We start from the raw sequence: 13107 nt of genomic DNA, 5'->3' as shown, positions 1-13107 counted from the left end.
CGGTCGGATACGTCACCAAAACCCCGCATCCCTGATCTCCGGAGAGGCCAGCAGCAAGTTCAGCGAGGTCTCGTCGAGAGACGCCAGGTGGGGCACACTGGCCGGGAACTCCGACAAGGAGCGGCCGCTCCCCTGCCACATAGCCGCCATCAATGTGGACATACGGCGCGAGACGTCGGGCACCGTGTGCCTGGAGACCTGTGAGAGGGCCAGGCGAGTAGGTTCCGTTCGGCCTTCGCGCGCTGCCTCCACACCCGTGCCGACCGCGTACAGGAAGCGGTCGACTTGACCCGCTTCCATGATGCCGCGGCCACCCTCGACGATCGCATCGGATGCCAGAGCGGTTGGTGTCCTCGTGGGGGTGCGAGCCGGCAGTGCCCCGAGCCCGGAGGGATCGAGCACAAGGGTGTGACGTTCCTCGGCAACGGCTTCCAGTTGCTGTCGCGCGGGCCCTGTCCCCAGGTGGACAAGGGGCACAACCAGCGGTTGCTGCTCGCGCTCGAGAAGCTGGACATCCGAAGCCAGAAGCCCCGGATCGCCGGAGGCACGAAGGTAGACCCGCCGTTCGGAGCGGTGAGCGCCGGAGCTCCATGTGAGCAACAGATCTGGCACGTAGGTGTGGTTGAAGAAGTCCGTCCGCACGATCCGGGCTGTGGGATAGACGTCCAGGAGACGTCGTTGCACCACATCCTTGACGCGCTCGACCGCCTGCCGGGGATCGGGGTGGTCGAGCGCACTGTTGATCTCCGGCGCCACCGGCGTCACCATGCCGACCTCCCCTGGCTGTTGTAGAAGTTGGCCACGACTCCACGCCAGTCGTCCAACGGAACCAGCTTCTCTTGCTTCTCTGACATCACGACCAGCCAGAGTCGGTCCGACAAGTCCACCAAGAGCTCATCCTTGATCGACTCTGCAGCCGTTTCGGGATCTTCGATACCGAAGATGCGCAGCGACTCCGCGAGAACGGCCTCCCGGATCGCCTGTGGGCTGGTGAGCTGGTCCCAGTCGTTGGCGCGGAAGGGTGCCCAACTGATCCACATATAGTGGTCTCCGAGCATGTATCCCTGACTCAGTGCCACGTAGCACTTGGCCAGGAAGCTCTTGTAGGCCGGGCCTTGGTCGCTGGCGTTCCGCCGCCACTTCACCTCGGCGCAGAACATCTGGCCGTCCCAGTCGCCGCCCCGCATGACCCCGCCGAGGTCGTACGAGAAGGGATTCTCGTTCCCGTTCGGCCACCGCAGGGTGAGCTTCCGCGCCCATACACCCTCAAGGTTGGTGTAGGACTGGGACACACGCATGGTTCCTTCGAGCCACCGCTTGACTCGTTGCACCGCCTCGGCGCCCTTTACGTGCTCTTCTTCACCCGGCACAGCGCAAGGGTATCTTTACGTACCACCTCCGATACAGAGCGCGAGGAACCTGGTGACCACTCGCGCGTGAGGCGCGCAGCCACGCTGCGGCCGCAATGCTCCTCGTCGCCGCTGAGCGACACGGCGCTCTTCCCCCCCCACCCCCCCACCTGCGCGCCGCCACGCTCGAACTCCGCGTTCTACGGTCCAGCCTGGCGTTTGGGCTCGTACGCACTCCAGCCCTTCAGGTACGGCCGCAGGTCATCCGGCGACGGTTCACATGGCGTCGGCATGCCCGGAGGCTGCCGCAGCGGGTCGATGTCCCGTGCGTACCGACGCGCCCACTCCAGCCAACGAAGCTGCGATCCCGTGGGCTGTTGGTCACCGTCCGCCTCCATGACTTCGAGACGCCGCTCCAGGGCATCGCAGTACTCCCCGATGAGGGCAGACTCACGCCATCGTCCGGCCTCATCACGCAGCATCGCGGCGAGTTGCTCCTGGCGCGCCGATTCCTTCGCCTCCTCCACGGCTGCCCGCCAGCGGGTCTCGCGCTCCCGCCGCCTACGTTCATCGTTCGCTCTGCGTTCCGCGTCCTCCACCGCACGCTCTTCGATCTCTGCGAGGATCACGCCCAGAGCCTGCTCGAGCAACCTGTTCTTCCGGTCGCGCCAGCGTCCCGACCGCCTGGTCAGTCCGTGCGCGACCTCGACTACGAGGCGCGCGGAACGCTCCGGAATTGTGGACTCGGGGAACTCCTGCCTGGCGGTGATGGTGTAGGCGAAGCCGTCAACGACGATGTCCACTCCGCCCTCGCGCCTGTAGAACCGTGAGTGGACTGCTCTCACTTCATAGCCTCGCCGCACCGCCTCAGCCGCGAGCCCCTGAAGCAACAGGAGTGACCTGCGGCGCAAGGGAGACGGCATCACCAAGCGCTGGTCGTCGCCTTTCAGCGCCCCCACAACCGGATGAAGATGCGCCAGCCGCGCGGGCATGGGAACCGGTCCGCTCGCCGCCGGACGCTGGCTGCGCGCGTTGGGGTGCGGGCCCTCAGCAAGGAAGAACTCCAGGCCGCGCCCGCCGTACGGAATTCTCTCGATACGGCGCCCTTCCGGCTCCATGCCGTGCCGCTTCGCGTAGTTGACGACGCGCCGCCACTCCGCGACCTCGTCGCCGCTCGGGTCCGTGAACCGAACCCGCCCTCCGGCCGACAGCCGCTCGACCAACTCCCGTGCCTTCGCTCTCCGCGCTTGAGCGACGGGACGCTCACTGTAAGGCGACGGTGAATCGCTCGGCACGGCGGCATCGCCACCTTCCTGGAACGGCGCAGGTACCCGGTCAGACGTGGCACACACCGTACGCGCCGACAAGGGAACCCACCCGACGATCCGAGACGCGCTACCCCTCGGGCAGGACCGTGGCCGCCCACGCAGGTTCCTCAGCCCACGCTGCAGCCCAGGTCACAGCATCCCGAAACACACCTGACGCGCCATCAGAACGAGCGTCAAATGAGCGTCAAGACACCTCGGAGAGCGTCATTTGAGCGTCAATATTTCGCCCGTAACGCCCATAGCGCACATCCCGCACACTAGCTAAAGCCGCAGGTCAACGGCCCTTTTCGGCAGGCTCAAGGATCGCGACACACTCCACATGATGCGTCATCGGGAACAGGTCGAACGCGCGCAGGACGCGGACGCGGTAGCCGTTCTCCGCGAAGTGCTTCAGGTCGCGGGCAAGGGCGGCGGGGTCGCAGGCGATGTAGGCGATGCGGCGGGGGGTGAGGGTGGTGAGGTGGCGGACCGTGGCCTTGCCGGCGCCCGCGCGTGGGGGGTCGAGGACGATGAGGTCGGCCTCGGTGATGCCGGTGCGCGGGAGGACCTGGTCGACCTTGCCCTGTTCGATGCGGACACGGGGGTGGTCGGCGAGGTTGTGGCGGGCGTCCTCGACGGCGCGCTTGGACGTCTCGATGCCGAGGACCGCGCCCTTCTCGCCGACGCGGTCGGCGAGCGCTCCGGCGAAGAGGCCGACGCCGCAGTACAGGTCGAGGGCGGTCTCGCCCTTGCGCGGGGTCAGGCCCTGCATCGCGGCGCGCACCAGGGTGTCCGCCGCCTTCGGGTGGACCTGCCAGAAACCGCCGTTGCCGACGCGCCAGGTGTGCTCGTCGGCCCGCTCGCGGACGAAGGCGCGGCCGTGGACGCGGTGGACGCCGCCGTCCTTCTCGTCCACGCGCAGGACGGAGACGGGCTTGTCGAGCTGGACGAGGGGCAGGCGGGCACCGGGGCGCGGGGTGACGATGACCTGGCGGTCCTGGGAGCCGGTCGCGGCGATCGCCTCGACGGTGTCCATGCCGCTCCAGTCGCGTGACTCGATGCCGAGTTCGCTGACGCCCTCGGCCGCGATGAGGCAGCGGTCGATCGGCTCGACCTCGTGGGAGCGGTGGCGGCGCAGGCCCGCGTGGCCGTCCTCGTCGATCGCGTACTGGACGCGCGTGCGCCAGGCGGGCACCTCGCCCGCGGGGAGCTTGTCGCCCTCGGCCGGGAGGACCGTGCCGTCCCAGTTGGCCTGCTCGGGGGTGAGCCCGGCGAGGCGTTCGAGCTGTTCGCGCAGGACGTCGGCCTTGAGGCGGCGCTGCGCGCCGGGCTTCGCGTGCTGCCAGTCGCAGCCGCCGCAGCGCCCGGGGCCGGCGAAGGGGCACGGGGCCTCGATGCGGTCCTTCGACGCGTCGAGGATCTCGACGGCGTCGGCGCGCAGGAAGCGGGAGTCCTCGGCACCGTCGGTGACACGCGCGACGACGCGCTCCCCGGGCAGGGTGTGCCGTACGAAGAGGACGCGCCCCTCCTGCGTACGCGCGACGCAGTGGCCGCCGTGTGCGACGGGGCCGACCTCGACCTCGTACTCCTGACCCGCCAGGGAGGCCCCGGACTGCGGTTTCTTCGGTTCTGCCTGCATGGGGCGGGGGCTCCTGAACGTACGTGGGGCGGGGGGTGGCGGGCCGCTGAGGGCAACAGCCTTCCAGTCTACGGGTCCGCCGTCCCCCGTACGGACCACGGGCGCTCTCAGTCCTTCGGCCTGCCACCCGTGCCCGCGGGCTCCTTCGTCCTGCGCTCGACCGGGCCGCGGCGCACGGCGCCGGGCGCGGACCAGTCCTGGCGGCGCCGGACGCGGCGCTTGGCGGCCTCGGAGGATTCGAGCTGGTACGGGACCGAGGTGACCATGACCCCGGGGCTGAAGAGCAGGCGGCCCTTGAGGCGCAGCGCGCTCTGGTTGTGGAGCAGGTGCTCGTACCAGTGGCCGACGACGTACTCGGGGATGATCACGCTCACGACGTCGCGCGGGTTCTCCTTGCGCAGCCGCTTCACGTACTCGATGACGGGGCGGGTGACCTCGCGGTACGGGGAGTCGAGGATCTTGAGGGGGACCTCGATGCCGCGCTGCTCCCACTCGGCGCGCAGGGCCTTCGTCTCGGCCGGGTCGACGCCGACCGTGAGGGCCTCGATGGAGTCGGCGCGCATGAGGCGGGCGTAGGACAGGGCTCGTAGCGTGGGGCGGCCCAGGCGGGAGACGAGGACGAGGCTGTGCACGCGGGAGGGGCGCAGGATGTCCTCGGTGTCCTCGGTGCCCGGCGGGGGCAGCGCGATCTCCTCGCTGACGCGGTCGTAGTGCCTGCGGATGGCCGTCATCACCCCGTAGAAGATGACCATGCCGAGGACCGCGACCCAGGCGCCGTGCGTGAACTTCGTGATGAGCACGACGACGAGGACGATGCCGGTGAGGCAGGCGCCGAAGGCGTTGATGGCGCGCGAGCGGTGCATCCGGCGGCGCGCGTTCTCGTCGCGCTCGGTGGCCAGCAGGCGGTTCCAGTGCCGCACCATGCCGGTCTGGCTGAGCGTGAAGGAGACGAAGACGCCGACGATGTAGAGCTGGATGAGGCGCGTGGAGTCGGCGCCGTAGACCGCGAGGAGGAGGGCGGCGGCACCGGCGAGGAGCACGATGCCGTTGGAGAAGGCGAGCCGGTCGCCGCGGGTGTGGAGCTGGCGGGGCAGGTAGCGGTCCTGGGCGAGGATCGAGCCGAGCAGCGGGAAGCCGTTGTACGCGGTGTTCGCGGCGAGGAAGAGGACGAGCGCGGTCGCCGCGGCGAGCACGACGAAGAAGAAGGTGCCGTTGCCGAAGACGGCCGAGGCGACCTGCGTGATGACCGGGTCCTGCACGAAGTCGCTGCCCACGGGGACGCCGTGGTGCAGGAGGTTGACGGGCGGGTTCTCCGCCATCCGCACGTGCGAGGCCATCGCGAGCCCGATGATCCCGCAGAACATCGTGACCGCGAGCAGGCCCATGAGGGCGAGGGTCGCGGCGGCGTTCTTGCTCTTCGGCTTGCGGAAGGCGGGAACGCCGTTGCTGATCGCCTCGACCCCGGTGAGCGCGGCGCAACCGGAGGAGAAGGCGCGCAGGAGGAGGAAGACGAGGGCGAAGCCCGCGATGCCCTGGTGTTCGGCCTTGACCGTGTAGTCGGCGGTCGGCGCGCTCAGGTCGTGGCCCATGAGGACGGCACGGACGACACCCCAGACGATCATGAGGAAGACGCCGCCGACGAAGACGTACGTCGGGATCGCGAAGAGTTTGCCGGACTCCCGCACACCTCGCAGGTTCATGACAGTGAGGAGGAACACGACGACGAGCGCGCACAGCACCTTGTGCTCGACGACGAAGGGGATCGCGGAGCCCAGGTTCTCGACGCCGGAGGAGACGGAGACGGCGACGGTCATCACGTAGTCGACGAGCAGGGCGCTCGCGACGGTGAGCCCGGCGCGAGGGCCGAGGTTCGTCGTGGCGACCTCGTAGTCGCCGCCACCACTCGGGTACGCGTGGACGTTCTGGCGGTACGAGGCGACCACCGTGAACATGAGGAGGACCACGGCCGCCGCGATCCAGGGGCTGAAGTGGTAGGCCGACACACCCGCCACCGAGAGCACCAGCAGCACCTCGCCCGGCGCGTACGCCACGGAGGAGAGCGGGTCGGAGGCGAAGACGGGGAGAGCGATGCGCTTGGGCAGCAGGGTCTCGCCGAGCCTGTCACTGCGCAGTGCGCGCCCGATGAGGAGCCGTTTGGGCACGTCGGTCAATTTGGACACGGCGGCGATCCTAAGGGCTCGAACAGGCGCGCACCCACCTCCCACCCCCCGTCCTTGCGAAGTCCTAACGCTTACGCGCGAACTTTGACGCGGCCTTGACGCGACACGGGTGCGAGGGGCGGGCGGATATGTACCGGACGCGGGACGTGTGTAGCTTGGCCCCTTGTCCGGAAATCGCGGGCCGGTCCGTCCGCACGACGGGAAGGCTCCCCGGACCGGCCCGCGAGGGCCGCCCGAGTCGATTCAGCCGGAAGGACGGTCGTGCACATCGTCATTATGGGCTGCGGGAGAGTGGGTTCCGCTCTCGCGCAGACCTTGGAGCAGCAGGGGCACACGGTCGCCGTCGTCGACCGCGACCCCACCGCCTTCCGCCGTCTCGGCTCAGGGTTCGGCGGGCGGCGGGTGACCGGCATCGGCTTCGACCAGGACACCCTTCGCGAAGCGGGCATCGAGGAGGCGGGCGCCTTCGCCGCCGTCAGCAGCGGCGACAACTCCAACATCATCGCAGCGCGCGTCGCCCGGGAGATGTTCGGCATCGAGCACGTCGCGGCCCGTATCTACGACCCGCGCCGCGCGGAGGTCTACCAGCGGCTCGGCATCCCGACCGTCGCGACGGTGCGGTGGACGGCCGACCAGATGCTGCGGCGTCTGCTGCCCTCGGGCGCGGAGCCGCTGTGGCGCGATCCCACGGGAGCGGTGGAACTCGCCGAGGTGTACGCGACCGAGGCGTGGGTCGGGCAGAAGGTGAGCCGGCTCCAGGAGGAGACCGGGGTGCGGGTCGCGTTCCTCACGCGGCTCGGCGAGGCGATGCTGCCGACCTCGCAGACGGTGGTGCAGGACGGTGACCTGGTGCACGTGATGATGCGCAGCGACGACGTGGCGCGGGTCGAGGCGGCCTTCGCCGAGGGTCCGCAGGAAGGCGGTCAGTGATGAGGATCGCCATCGCCGGGGCCGGGGCCGTGGGTCGTTCGATCGCCGGGGAACTCCTGGAGAACGGGCACGAGGTCCTGCTCATCGACAAGACGCCGACCGCGATCTCGGTGGAGCGGGTGCCGCGCGCGGAGTGGCTGCTCGCGGACGCCTGCGAGATCACCTCGCTCGACGAGGCGGCGCTCCAGCGCTGCAACGTCGTGATCGCCGCGACGGGGGACGACAAGGTCAACCTCGTGGTCTCGCTGCTCGCCAAGACGGAGTACGCGGTGCCGCGTGTGGTCGCCCGCGTCAACAACCCGAAGAACGAGTGGCTCTTCAACGAGTCCTGGGGCGTGGACGTCGCCGTCTCGACGCCGCGCCTCATGTCGGCGCTGGTCGAGGAGGCGGTGAGCGTCGGGGATCTCGTACGGCTGCTGCGCTTCAGCCACGGCGACGCGAACCTCGTGGAGCTGACCCTGCCGCCGGAGTCGGAGCTGGCCGGGACGCGGGTCGGGGAGGTGCGGTGGCCCGAGGACACCTCGCTCGTGACGATCATCCGGGGGACGCGGGTGCTGGCGCCGACCGTCGAGGACCATCTGGAGGCGGGGGACGAACTGCTCTTCGTGGCGGCGCAGTCGCGGGAGGAGCAGCTCGAAACGCTGCTCTCCGGGCGGGGTGGGGTGGACGCCGAGGAGTAGCCGAGCGGGGGCGGGGGACCGGGAGGCGCTGCCCGCGGGCCCCGGGTGCGGGGCTCCGCCCCGGGCCGCGGAAGCCCGGTGCGCCCACCCCGGCCACCGGGTTCCGGAACTCCGCCCCTGGCCCCGTCGCTCGATCGCCGGAGAGGCTGGACTCAGCCGCCGGAGGGGCCGGCCTCAGTCGCCGGAGGGGCTGGACTTGCCCGCCCGTTCCGCCTCTTCGGCCGCCTCCATCTCCGCGAAGACGTCGATCGGCGGCGGGGCCTTCGCCAGGAAGATCCACGTGAGCCAGACGGCGAGGAGGAACGGGGGGATCTTGAGGGCGACCAGGACCCAGCCCAGCGAGGTGGTGTCCCCCCACCAGTAGAGCGGGAAGAGGATCGCGCACTTCAGGAGGAGGATGAGGCCCCAGGCCCAGCTGGAGCGCGCGTACGCCTTCTTGCGGCCGGGGTTGCGGGTGCGCCAGGAGAGGTTCTCCTTGAAGACCGGCCCCAGGATGAGGCCGATCAGCGGGACCCCGGCGAGCGTCGTGAGGATGTACGCGAGCGCCAGGCCGAAGGTGTAGACCATGCCCGGCAGGTAGAAGTCCTTCGCGTTGCCCGTGAACATCGCGAAGAGGACGCCGAAGCCGACGCCGAAGACGCCCGAGAAGGCGTGCTTGACGGTGCCGCGCTGCACGAGCCGCGCGAGCCCGAGCACGATCGAGACACCGAGCGCCGAGAAGGCGGAGACCTTCAGGTCCTTGTCGATCGTGAAGATCGTGACGAAGAGCAGCCCGGGGACGACCGTTTCGATCATGCCGCGCAGGCCGCCGAAGGCTTCGAGCAGCGCCGCCTCGGTCACGGCGCGGTCGGCCGCTTCCTCGGATGCCGCGCCGGGCGGTCCGTCCTGCTTCCGGTGGCTGGTCGGCTTGTCGAGGGACGTCACCGGTTACTCCCGTCCGAGGGGCTTGAGTTCGTACTTCGGGTTGAACAGCACCCTACGGCCATGATTCATGCAGACCCGGCCCGAGGCGATCAGCTTGCGCCCCGGTTCTATCCCCGTGATGGAGCGCCGGCCGAGCCATACGACGTCGAGCGGGGCCGTGCCGTCGAAGAGTTCGGCCTCCAGCGCCGGGACGCCGGCGCGCGGCCGCAGGGTGACCGTGCGCAAGGTACCAGTTACCGTGACGAGCTGCCGGTCACCGGTCGCGGCGATGCGGGTGCAGCCGGTGGTCGTCTCCGCGTCCTCCTGGAGCTCTTCCGACTCCAGCTCCTCCTGCGGGGTGGAGAGACGGTCCAGCATGCGGCGCAGCCGCCCTGCCGGTCGTTCCGCCTTCTCCGGCCTGCCCGGCCTGGGAGTTCCGCTCATGATGCGCAGCCTATCGGGGACGGGGGGAGGGGTTTCCCCATGTCGGCTCTTCTGCCCCGGGGTCATTCCACGAACCGGGGAGTCATTTCTCGAACCGGTACCCCATGCCCGGCTCGGTGAGGAAGTGCCGGGGATGGGCGGGGTCCTTCTCCAGTTTCCTCCGCAACTGTGCCATGTACACGCGGAGGTAGTTGGTCTCGGTCCCGTAGGAGGGGCCCCAGACCTCCTGGAGCAGTTGTTTCTGGCCCACCAGGCGTCCCGCGTTGCGCACCAGGACCTCCAGGAGGTGCCACTCGGTCGGGGTGAGGCGGATGTCGCGACCCTCGCGCCGCACCTTCTTCGCGGCGAGGTCGACGTGGAAGTTCTCCGTCTCGACGACGATCTCGCCCTCTCCCCCGGCGGGCTCCGCGCGGCGCACGGCGGCGCGGAGGCGGGCGAGCAGCTCGTCCATCCCGAAGGGCTTGGTGACGTAGTCGTCGGCGCCCGCGTCGAGCGCCTCGACCTTCTCGTCGGAGCTGTGCCGCGCGGAGAGCACCAGGATCGGCACGCGGGTCCAGCCCCGCAACCCGCGGATGACCTCGACCCCGTCCATGTCGGGGAGCCCGAGGTCGAGCACGACGACGTCGGGGTGGCGGGCGGCCGCGAGCTGGAGGGCCGCGGCGCCGTCGGCGGCGGCGTCCACCTCGTAGTGCCGCGCCTTGAGGTTGATCACGAGCGCGCGGACGATCTGCGGCTCGTCGTCCACCACCAGCACGCGGGTCATGAACGAGCCGCCTTTCTGTCGGGCGAGGAGGGGGAAGCGGGGGGTGCGGGTGAAGCGGGAGTCGCGGAGGGCCCGGTCTGGGGGGCCTGGGCGGCTTGCGGGTCTTGCGGGGCCTCCTCGGACGGTACGGGGCCGGGGCGGGTCTCCGGCGGCAGGGGGCCGGAGTCCGCGTCCTCCGGCGTCGGGCCGGAGGCGCCATGCCTCTCCCCCGTCGGCGGACCCGAGCCCCCGTCCCCCGTCGGCGGGCCGGAGCCGCCATGGCCCTCCCCCGGCCCGGGACCGTCGTCCTTCGGCCGGCGGCGGGCCACCGGCAGGGTGAGGACCATCGTGAGGCCGCCGCCCGGGGTGTCCTCGGCGGAGAGGGTGCCGCCCAGCGCCTCGGTGAAGCCGCGGGCGACGGCGAGCCCGAGGCCCACGCCGGAGCCGCGCGGGGCGTCGCCGTGGCGCTGGAAGGGCTCGAAGATGCGGTCCTTGGCCTCGTCGGGGACGCCGGGGCCGCGATCGACGACGCGGAGTTCGACGCGGTCGCCGAGGGTGCTCGCGGCGACCAGGACGGGAGTACGGGCCGGGCTGTACTTGACGGCGTTCTCGACGACGTTGCCGACCGCGCGCTCCAGGAGCCCCGCGTCGACGGCGACCATCGGCAGCGTCTCGGGCACGTCGAGGTCCACGAGCGCGTCCGGGGGCAGGCCGCCGAGGGCCATCGGGACGACCTCGTCGAGATCGATCTCGCGGATGAGCGGGGTCACGGTGCCGGTCTGGAGGCGGGACATGTCGAGGAGGTTGTCGACGAGGTGGTCGAGGCGGTCGGCGCCGTTCTCGATGGCCTCCTGGAGGGCGTCGCGGTCCTCCTCGGACCACGCGACGTCCTCGGCGCGCAGCGAGCTCACCGCCGCCTTGATCGCGGCGAGCGGTGTGCGCAGGTCGTGGCTGACGGCGGCGAGCAGCGCGGTGCGGATGCGGTTGCCCTCGGCGAGCGTGCGGGCCTGGCGGGCCTGGCGTTGCAGGCGCTCGCGGTCCAGCACGACGGCCGACTGCGCGGCGAAGGCGGCGAGGACACGGCGGTCGGCGGCGGGCAGGACGCGCCCGGACAGGGCGAGCGCCATGTGGTCGCCGACGGGCATGTCCACGTCGGCGTCCTCGGGGCGCGCGGCGGGTTGGGGCCCCACGCTCCCCGCCGGGGTCCACGGCTCCCGGTCGCCCTCGCGCTCCAGGAGGGCCACGGAATGCATCGCGAAGGTCTCGCGGACGCGGTCGAGGAGCGCGTCGAGCGTCGTCTCGCCCCGCAGCACGTCCCCCGCGAGGAAGGAGAGGATCTCCGACTCGGCGCGCAGCCGGGCCGCCTGGTGGGTGCGGCGGGCCGCGAGGTCCACGACGGACGCGACCGCGACGGCGACGGCGAAGAAGATGACGATCGCGACGATGTTCGAAGGGTCACTGATGGTGAACGTGTGCGTCGGGGGCGTGAACCAGAAGTTCAGCAGGAGCGAGCCGACCGCGGCCGAGGCGAGGGCGGGGACGAGGCCGCCGAGGAGGGCGGCGCCGACGGTGAGGAAGAGGAAGAGCAGGACGTCGTTGGCGAGCCCGGGGCCCTCGTCGAGCGAGCGCAGCACGAGGGCGAGCAGGACCGGGCCGCCGACGCCGACGAGCCAGCCGGTGAGGATGCGGGAGCGGCCGAGGCGGGCGCCGCGCGCGACGGGCAGGCCGCGGCCCTTCGCCGCGGCCTCGTGCGTGACGATGTGGACGTCCAGGTCGGGGCCCGATTCGCGGGCGACCGTCATGCCGACCCCGGGCCCGAGGGCGTACTGCCAGCTGCGGCGGCGCGAGGAGCCGAGGACGATCTGCGTGGCGTTGACGCCCTTCGCGAAGTCGAGCAGCGCGGCGGGTACGTCGTCGCCTATGACGTGGTGGAAGGTGCCGCCGAGGTCCTCGACGAGGGTGCGCTGGACCGCCAGTTCCTTGGGGCTCGCGGCGGTGAGGCCGTCGCTGCGGGCGATGTAGACGGCGAGGATCTCGCTGCCGGAGCCCTTCGCTGCCATGCGCGCGGCGCGGCGGATGAGGGTGCGTCCCTCGGGGCCGCCCGTGATGCCGACGACGATGCGTTCGCGGGCCTGCCAGGTCGACTCGATGTTGTGCTCGCCGCGGTACTGCTGGAGGTACTCGTCGACGCGGTCGGCGGTCCACAGCAGGGCCAGCTCGCGCAGCGCGGTGAGGTTGCCGGGGCGGAAGTAGTTGGCGAGGGCCGCGTCCACCTTGTCGGGGGCGTAGACGTTGCCGTGCGCGAGGCGGCGGCGCAGGGCCTGGGGCGACATGTCGACCAGCTCGATCTGGTCCGCGCGGCGCACGACCTCGTCGGGCACGGTCTCGCGCTGGGTGACGCCGGTGATCGACTCGACGACGTCGCCGAGCGATTCGAGGTGCTGGATGTTGACGGTCGAGACGACGTCGATCCCGGCGGCGAGCAGTTCTTCGACGTCCTGCCAGCGCTTGGCGTTGCGGGCTCCGGGGACGTTGGTGTGGGCGAGTTCGTCGACGAGCACGACGGCGGGGGCGCGGCGCAGGACCGCGTCGACGTCCATCTCGGTGAACTCGGCGTCACGGTGCGTGTAACGGGCCCGGGGAAGCTCTTCGAGCCCGGTGAGCAGCACTTCGGTGCGGGGCCGGGCGTGGTGCTCGACGTAGCCGACGACGACGTCGGTGCCGCGTTCGAGGCGGCGGTGGGCTTCCGCGAGCATGGCGTAGGTCTTGCCGACGCCGGGGGCGGAGCCGAGGTAGATACGGAGTTTGCCGCGGGCCATACGTGCATTGTCCGTGCCCGCGGGGAGCCCTGTCGCCCTGGCCGGGTCCGGGCGCGAGACCTTGACGCGACTCTGATGCGCCGGGCCGCCGCACCAGCCCCTCCGGGGTGGGAG

Annotated in this window: 11 protein-coding genes; 2 read left to right on the top strand and 9 right to left on the bottom strand. The window is 70.8% G+C overall.

Annotated features, from left to right (window positions below; all coding sequences use genetic code 11):
• Positions 1 to 12: 12 nt before the first annotated feature.
• The 5 genes from IF99_RS0119650 to IF99_RS0119630 form a co-directional block, all read right to left on the bottom strand.
• Complete coding sequence (locus IF99_RS0119650; RefSeq protein ID WP_030997895.1) at positions 13 to 768, bottom strand: hypothetical protein; 756 nt, start codon at positions 766 to 768, stop codon at positions 13 to 15.
• Entirely contained in the window at positions 762 to 1292 is a 531-nt protein-coding gene (locus tag IF99_RS0119645) for a hypothetical protein (RefSeq protein ID WP_030997893.1), read from the bottom strand. Before IF99_RS0119645 ends, IF99_RS0119650 begins: the two co-directional genes overlap by 7 nt.
• A gap of 257 nt (positions 1293 to 1549) precedes the next feature.
• Positions 1550 to 2572, bottom strand: coding sequence for a hypothetical protein (locus tag IF99_RS0119640; protein WP_234340765.1), 1023 nt, complete (start codon positions 2570 to 2572; stop codon positions 1550 to 1552).
• 379 nt (positions 2573 to 2951) lie between these two features.
• Positions 2952 to 4295, bottom strand: coding sequence for a class I SAM-dependent RNA methyltransferase (locus tag IF99_RS0119635; RefSeq protein WP_030997891.1), 1344 nt, complete (start codon positions 4293 to 4295; stop codon positions 2952 to 2954).
• Positions 4296 to 4402: 107 nt separating this feature from the next.
• Positions 4403 to 6475, bottom strand: coding sequence for an APC family permease (locus IF99_RS0119630; RefSeq protein WP_030997890.1), 2073 nt, complete (start codon positions 6473 to 6475; stop codon positions 4403 to 4405).
• Between the two features lie 261 nt (positions 6476 to 6736).
• On the opposite strand from IF99_RS0119630, the gene IF99_RS0119625 reads away from it, so the two are divergent.
• Positions 6737 to 7405 (top strand): potassium channel family protein, encoded by a 669-nt coding sequence (locus IF99_RS0119625; RefSeq protein WP_030997889.1) that lies wholly within the window; start codon positions 6737 to 6739, stop codon positions 7403 to 7405.
• On the top strand, positions 7405 to 8085 hold the full coding sequence (locus IF99_RS0119620) for a potassium channel family protein (protein ID WP_030997888.1): 681 nt from the start codon (positions 7405 to 7407) through the stop codon (positions 8083 to 8085). Before IF99_RS0119625 ends, IF99_RS0119620 begins: the two co-directional genes overlap by 1 nt.
• A 174-nt stretch (positions 8086 to 8259) precedes the next feature.
• Here the strand turns inward: IF99_RS0119620 and IF99_RS0119615 are convergent, their stop codons facing one another.
• The 4 genes from IF99_RS0119615 to IF99_RS0119600 form a co-directional block, all read right to left on the bottom strand.
• On the bottom strand, positions 8260 to 9009 hold the full coding sequence (locus IF99_RS0119615) for a DUF3159 domain-containing protein (protein ID WP_030997887.1): 750 nt from the start codon (positions 9007 to 9009) through the stop codon (positions 8260 to 8262).
• Positions 9010 to 9012: 3 nt separating this feature from the next.
• Positions 9013 to 9432, bottom strand: a complete 420-nt coding sequence (locus IF99_RS0119610; RefSeq protein WP_199806523.1) for an OB-fold nucleic acid binding domain-containing protein — start codon at positions 9430 to 9432, stop codon at positions 9013 to 9015.
• Between the two features lie 82 nt (positions 9433 to 9514).
• The gene (locus IF99_RS0119605) at positions 9515 to 10195 is read right to left on the bottom strand and encodes a response regulator (RefSeq protein ID WP_030997884.1); all 681 of its coding nucleotides are present in this window, start codon (positions 10193 to 10195) and stop codon (positions 9515 to 9517) included.
• The gene (locus tag IF99_RS0119600) at positions 10192 to 12993 is read right to left on the bottom strand and encodes a sensor histidine kinase (RefSeq protein ID WP_234340764.1); all 2802 of its coding nucleotides are present in this window, start codon (positions 12991 to 12993) and stop codon (positions 10192 to 10194) included. Before IF99_RS0119600 ends, IF99_RS0119605 begins: the two co-directional genes overlap by 4 nt.
• Between the last annotated feature and the right edge of the window lie 114 nt (positions 12994 to 13107).

The sequence above is a fragment of the Streptomyces sp. NRRL F-5630 genome (genome assembly GCF_000719475.1).
GTDB lineage: Bacteria > Actinomycetota > Actinomycetes > Streptomycetales > Streptomycetaceae > Streptomyces.
Note: the sequence above shows the minus strand (reverse complement) of the source record. Positions and strands in the feature narration are given on the sequence as shown.

Bases quoted from the DNA above. Each gene is read 5' to 3' on its own strand.
- IF99_RS0119610 (WP_199806523.1), bottom strand. From the start codon at position 9,432: ATGAGCGGAACTCCCAGGCCGGGCAGGCCGGAGAAGGCGGAACGACCG.
- IF99_RS0119600 (WP_234340764.1), bottom strand. From the start codon at position 12,993: ATGGCCCGCGGCAAACTCCGTATCTACCTCGGCTCCGCCCCCGGCGTC.
- IF99_RS0119620 (WP_030997888.1), top strand. From the start codon at position 7,405: ATGAGGATCGCCATCGCCGGGGCCGGGGCCGTGGGTCGTTCGATCGCC.
- IF99_RS0119650 (WP_030997895.1), bottom strand. From the start codon at position 768: ATGGTGACGCCGGTGGCGCCGGAGATCAACAGTGCGCTCGACCACCCC.
- IF99_RS0119635 (WP_030997891.1), bottom strand. From the start codon at position 4,295: ATGCAGGCAGAACCGAAGAAACCGCAGTCCGGGGCCTCCCTGGCGGGT.
- IF99_RS0119605 (WP_030997884.1), bottom strand. From the start codon at position 10,195: ATGACCCGCGTGCTGGTGGTGGACGACGAGCCGCAGATCGTCCGCGCG.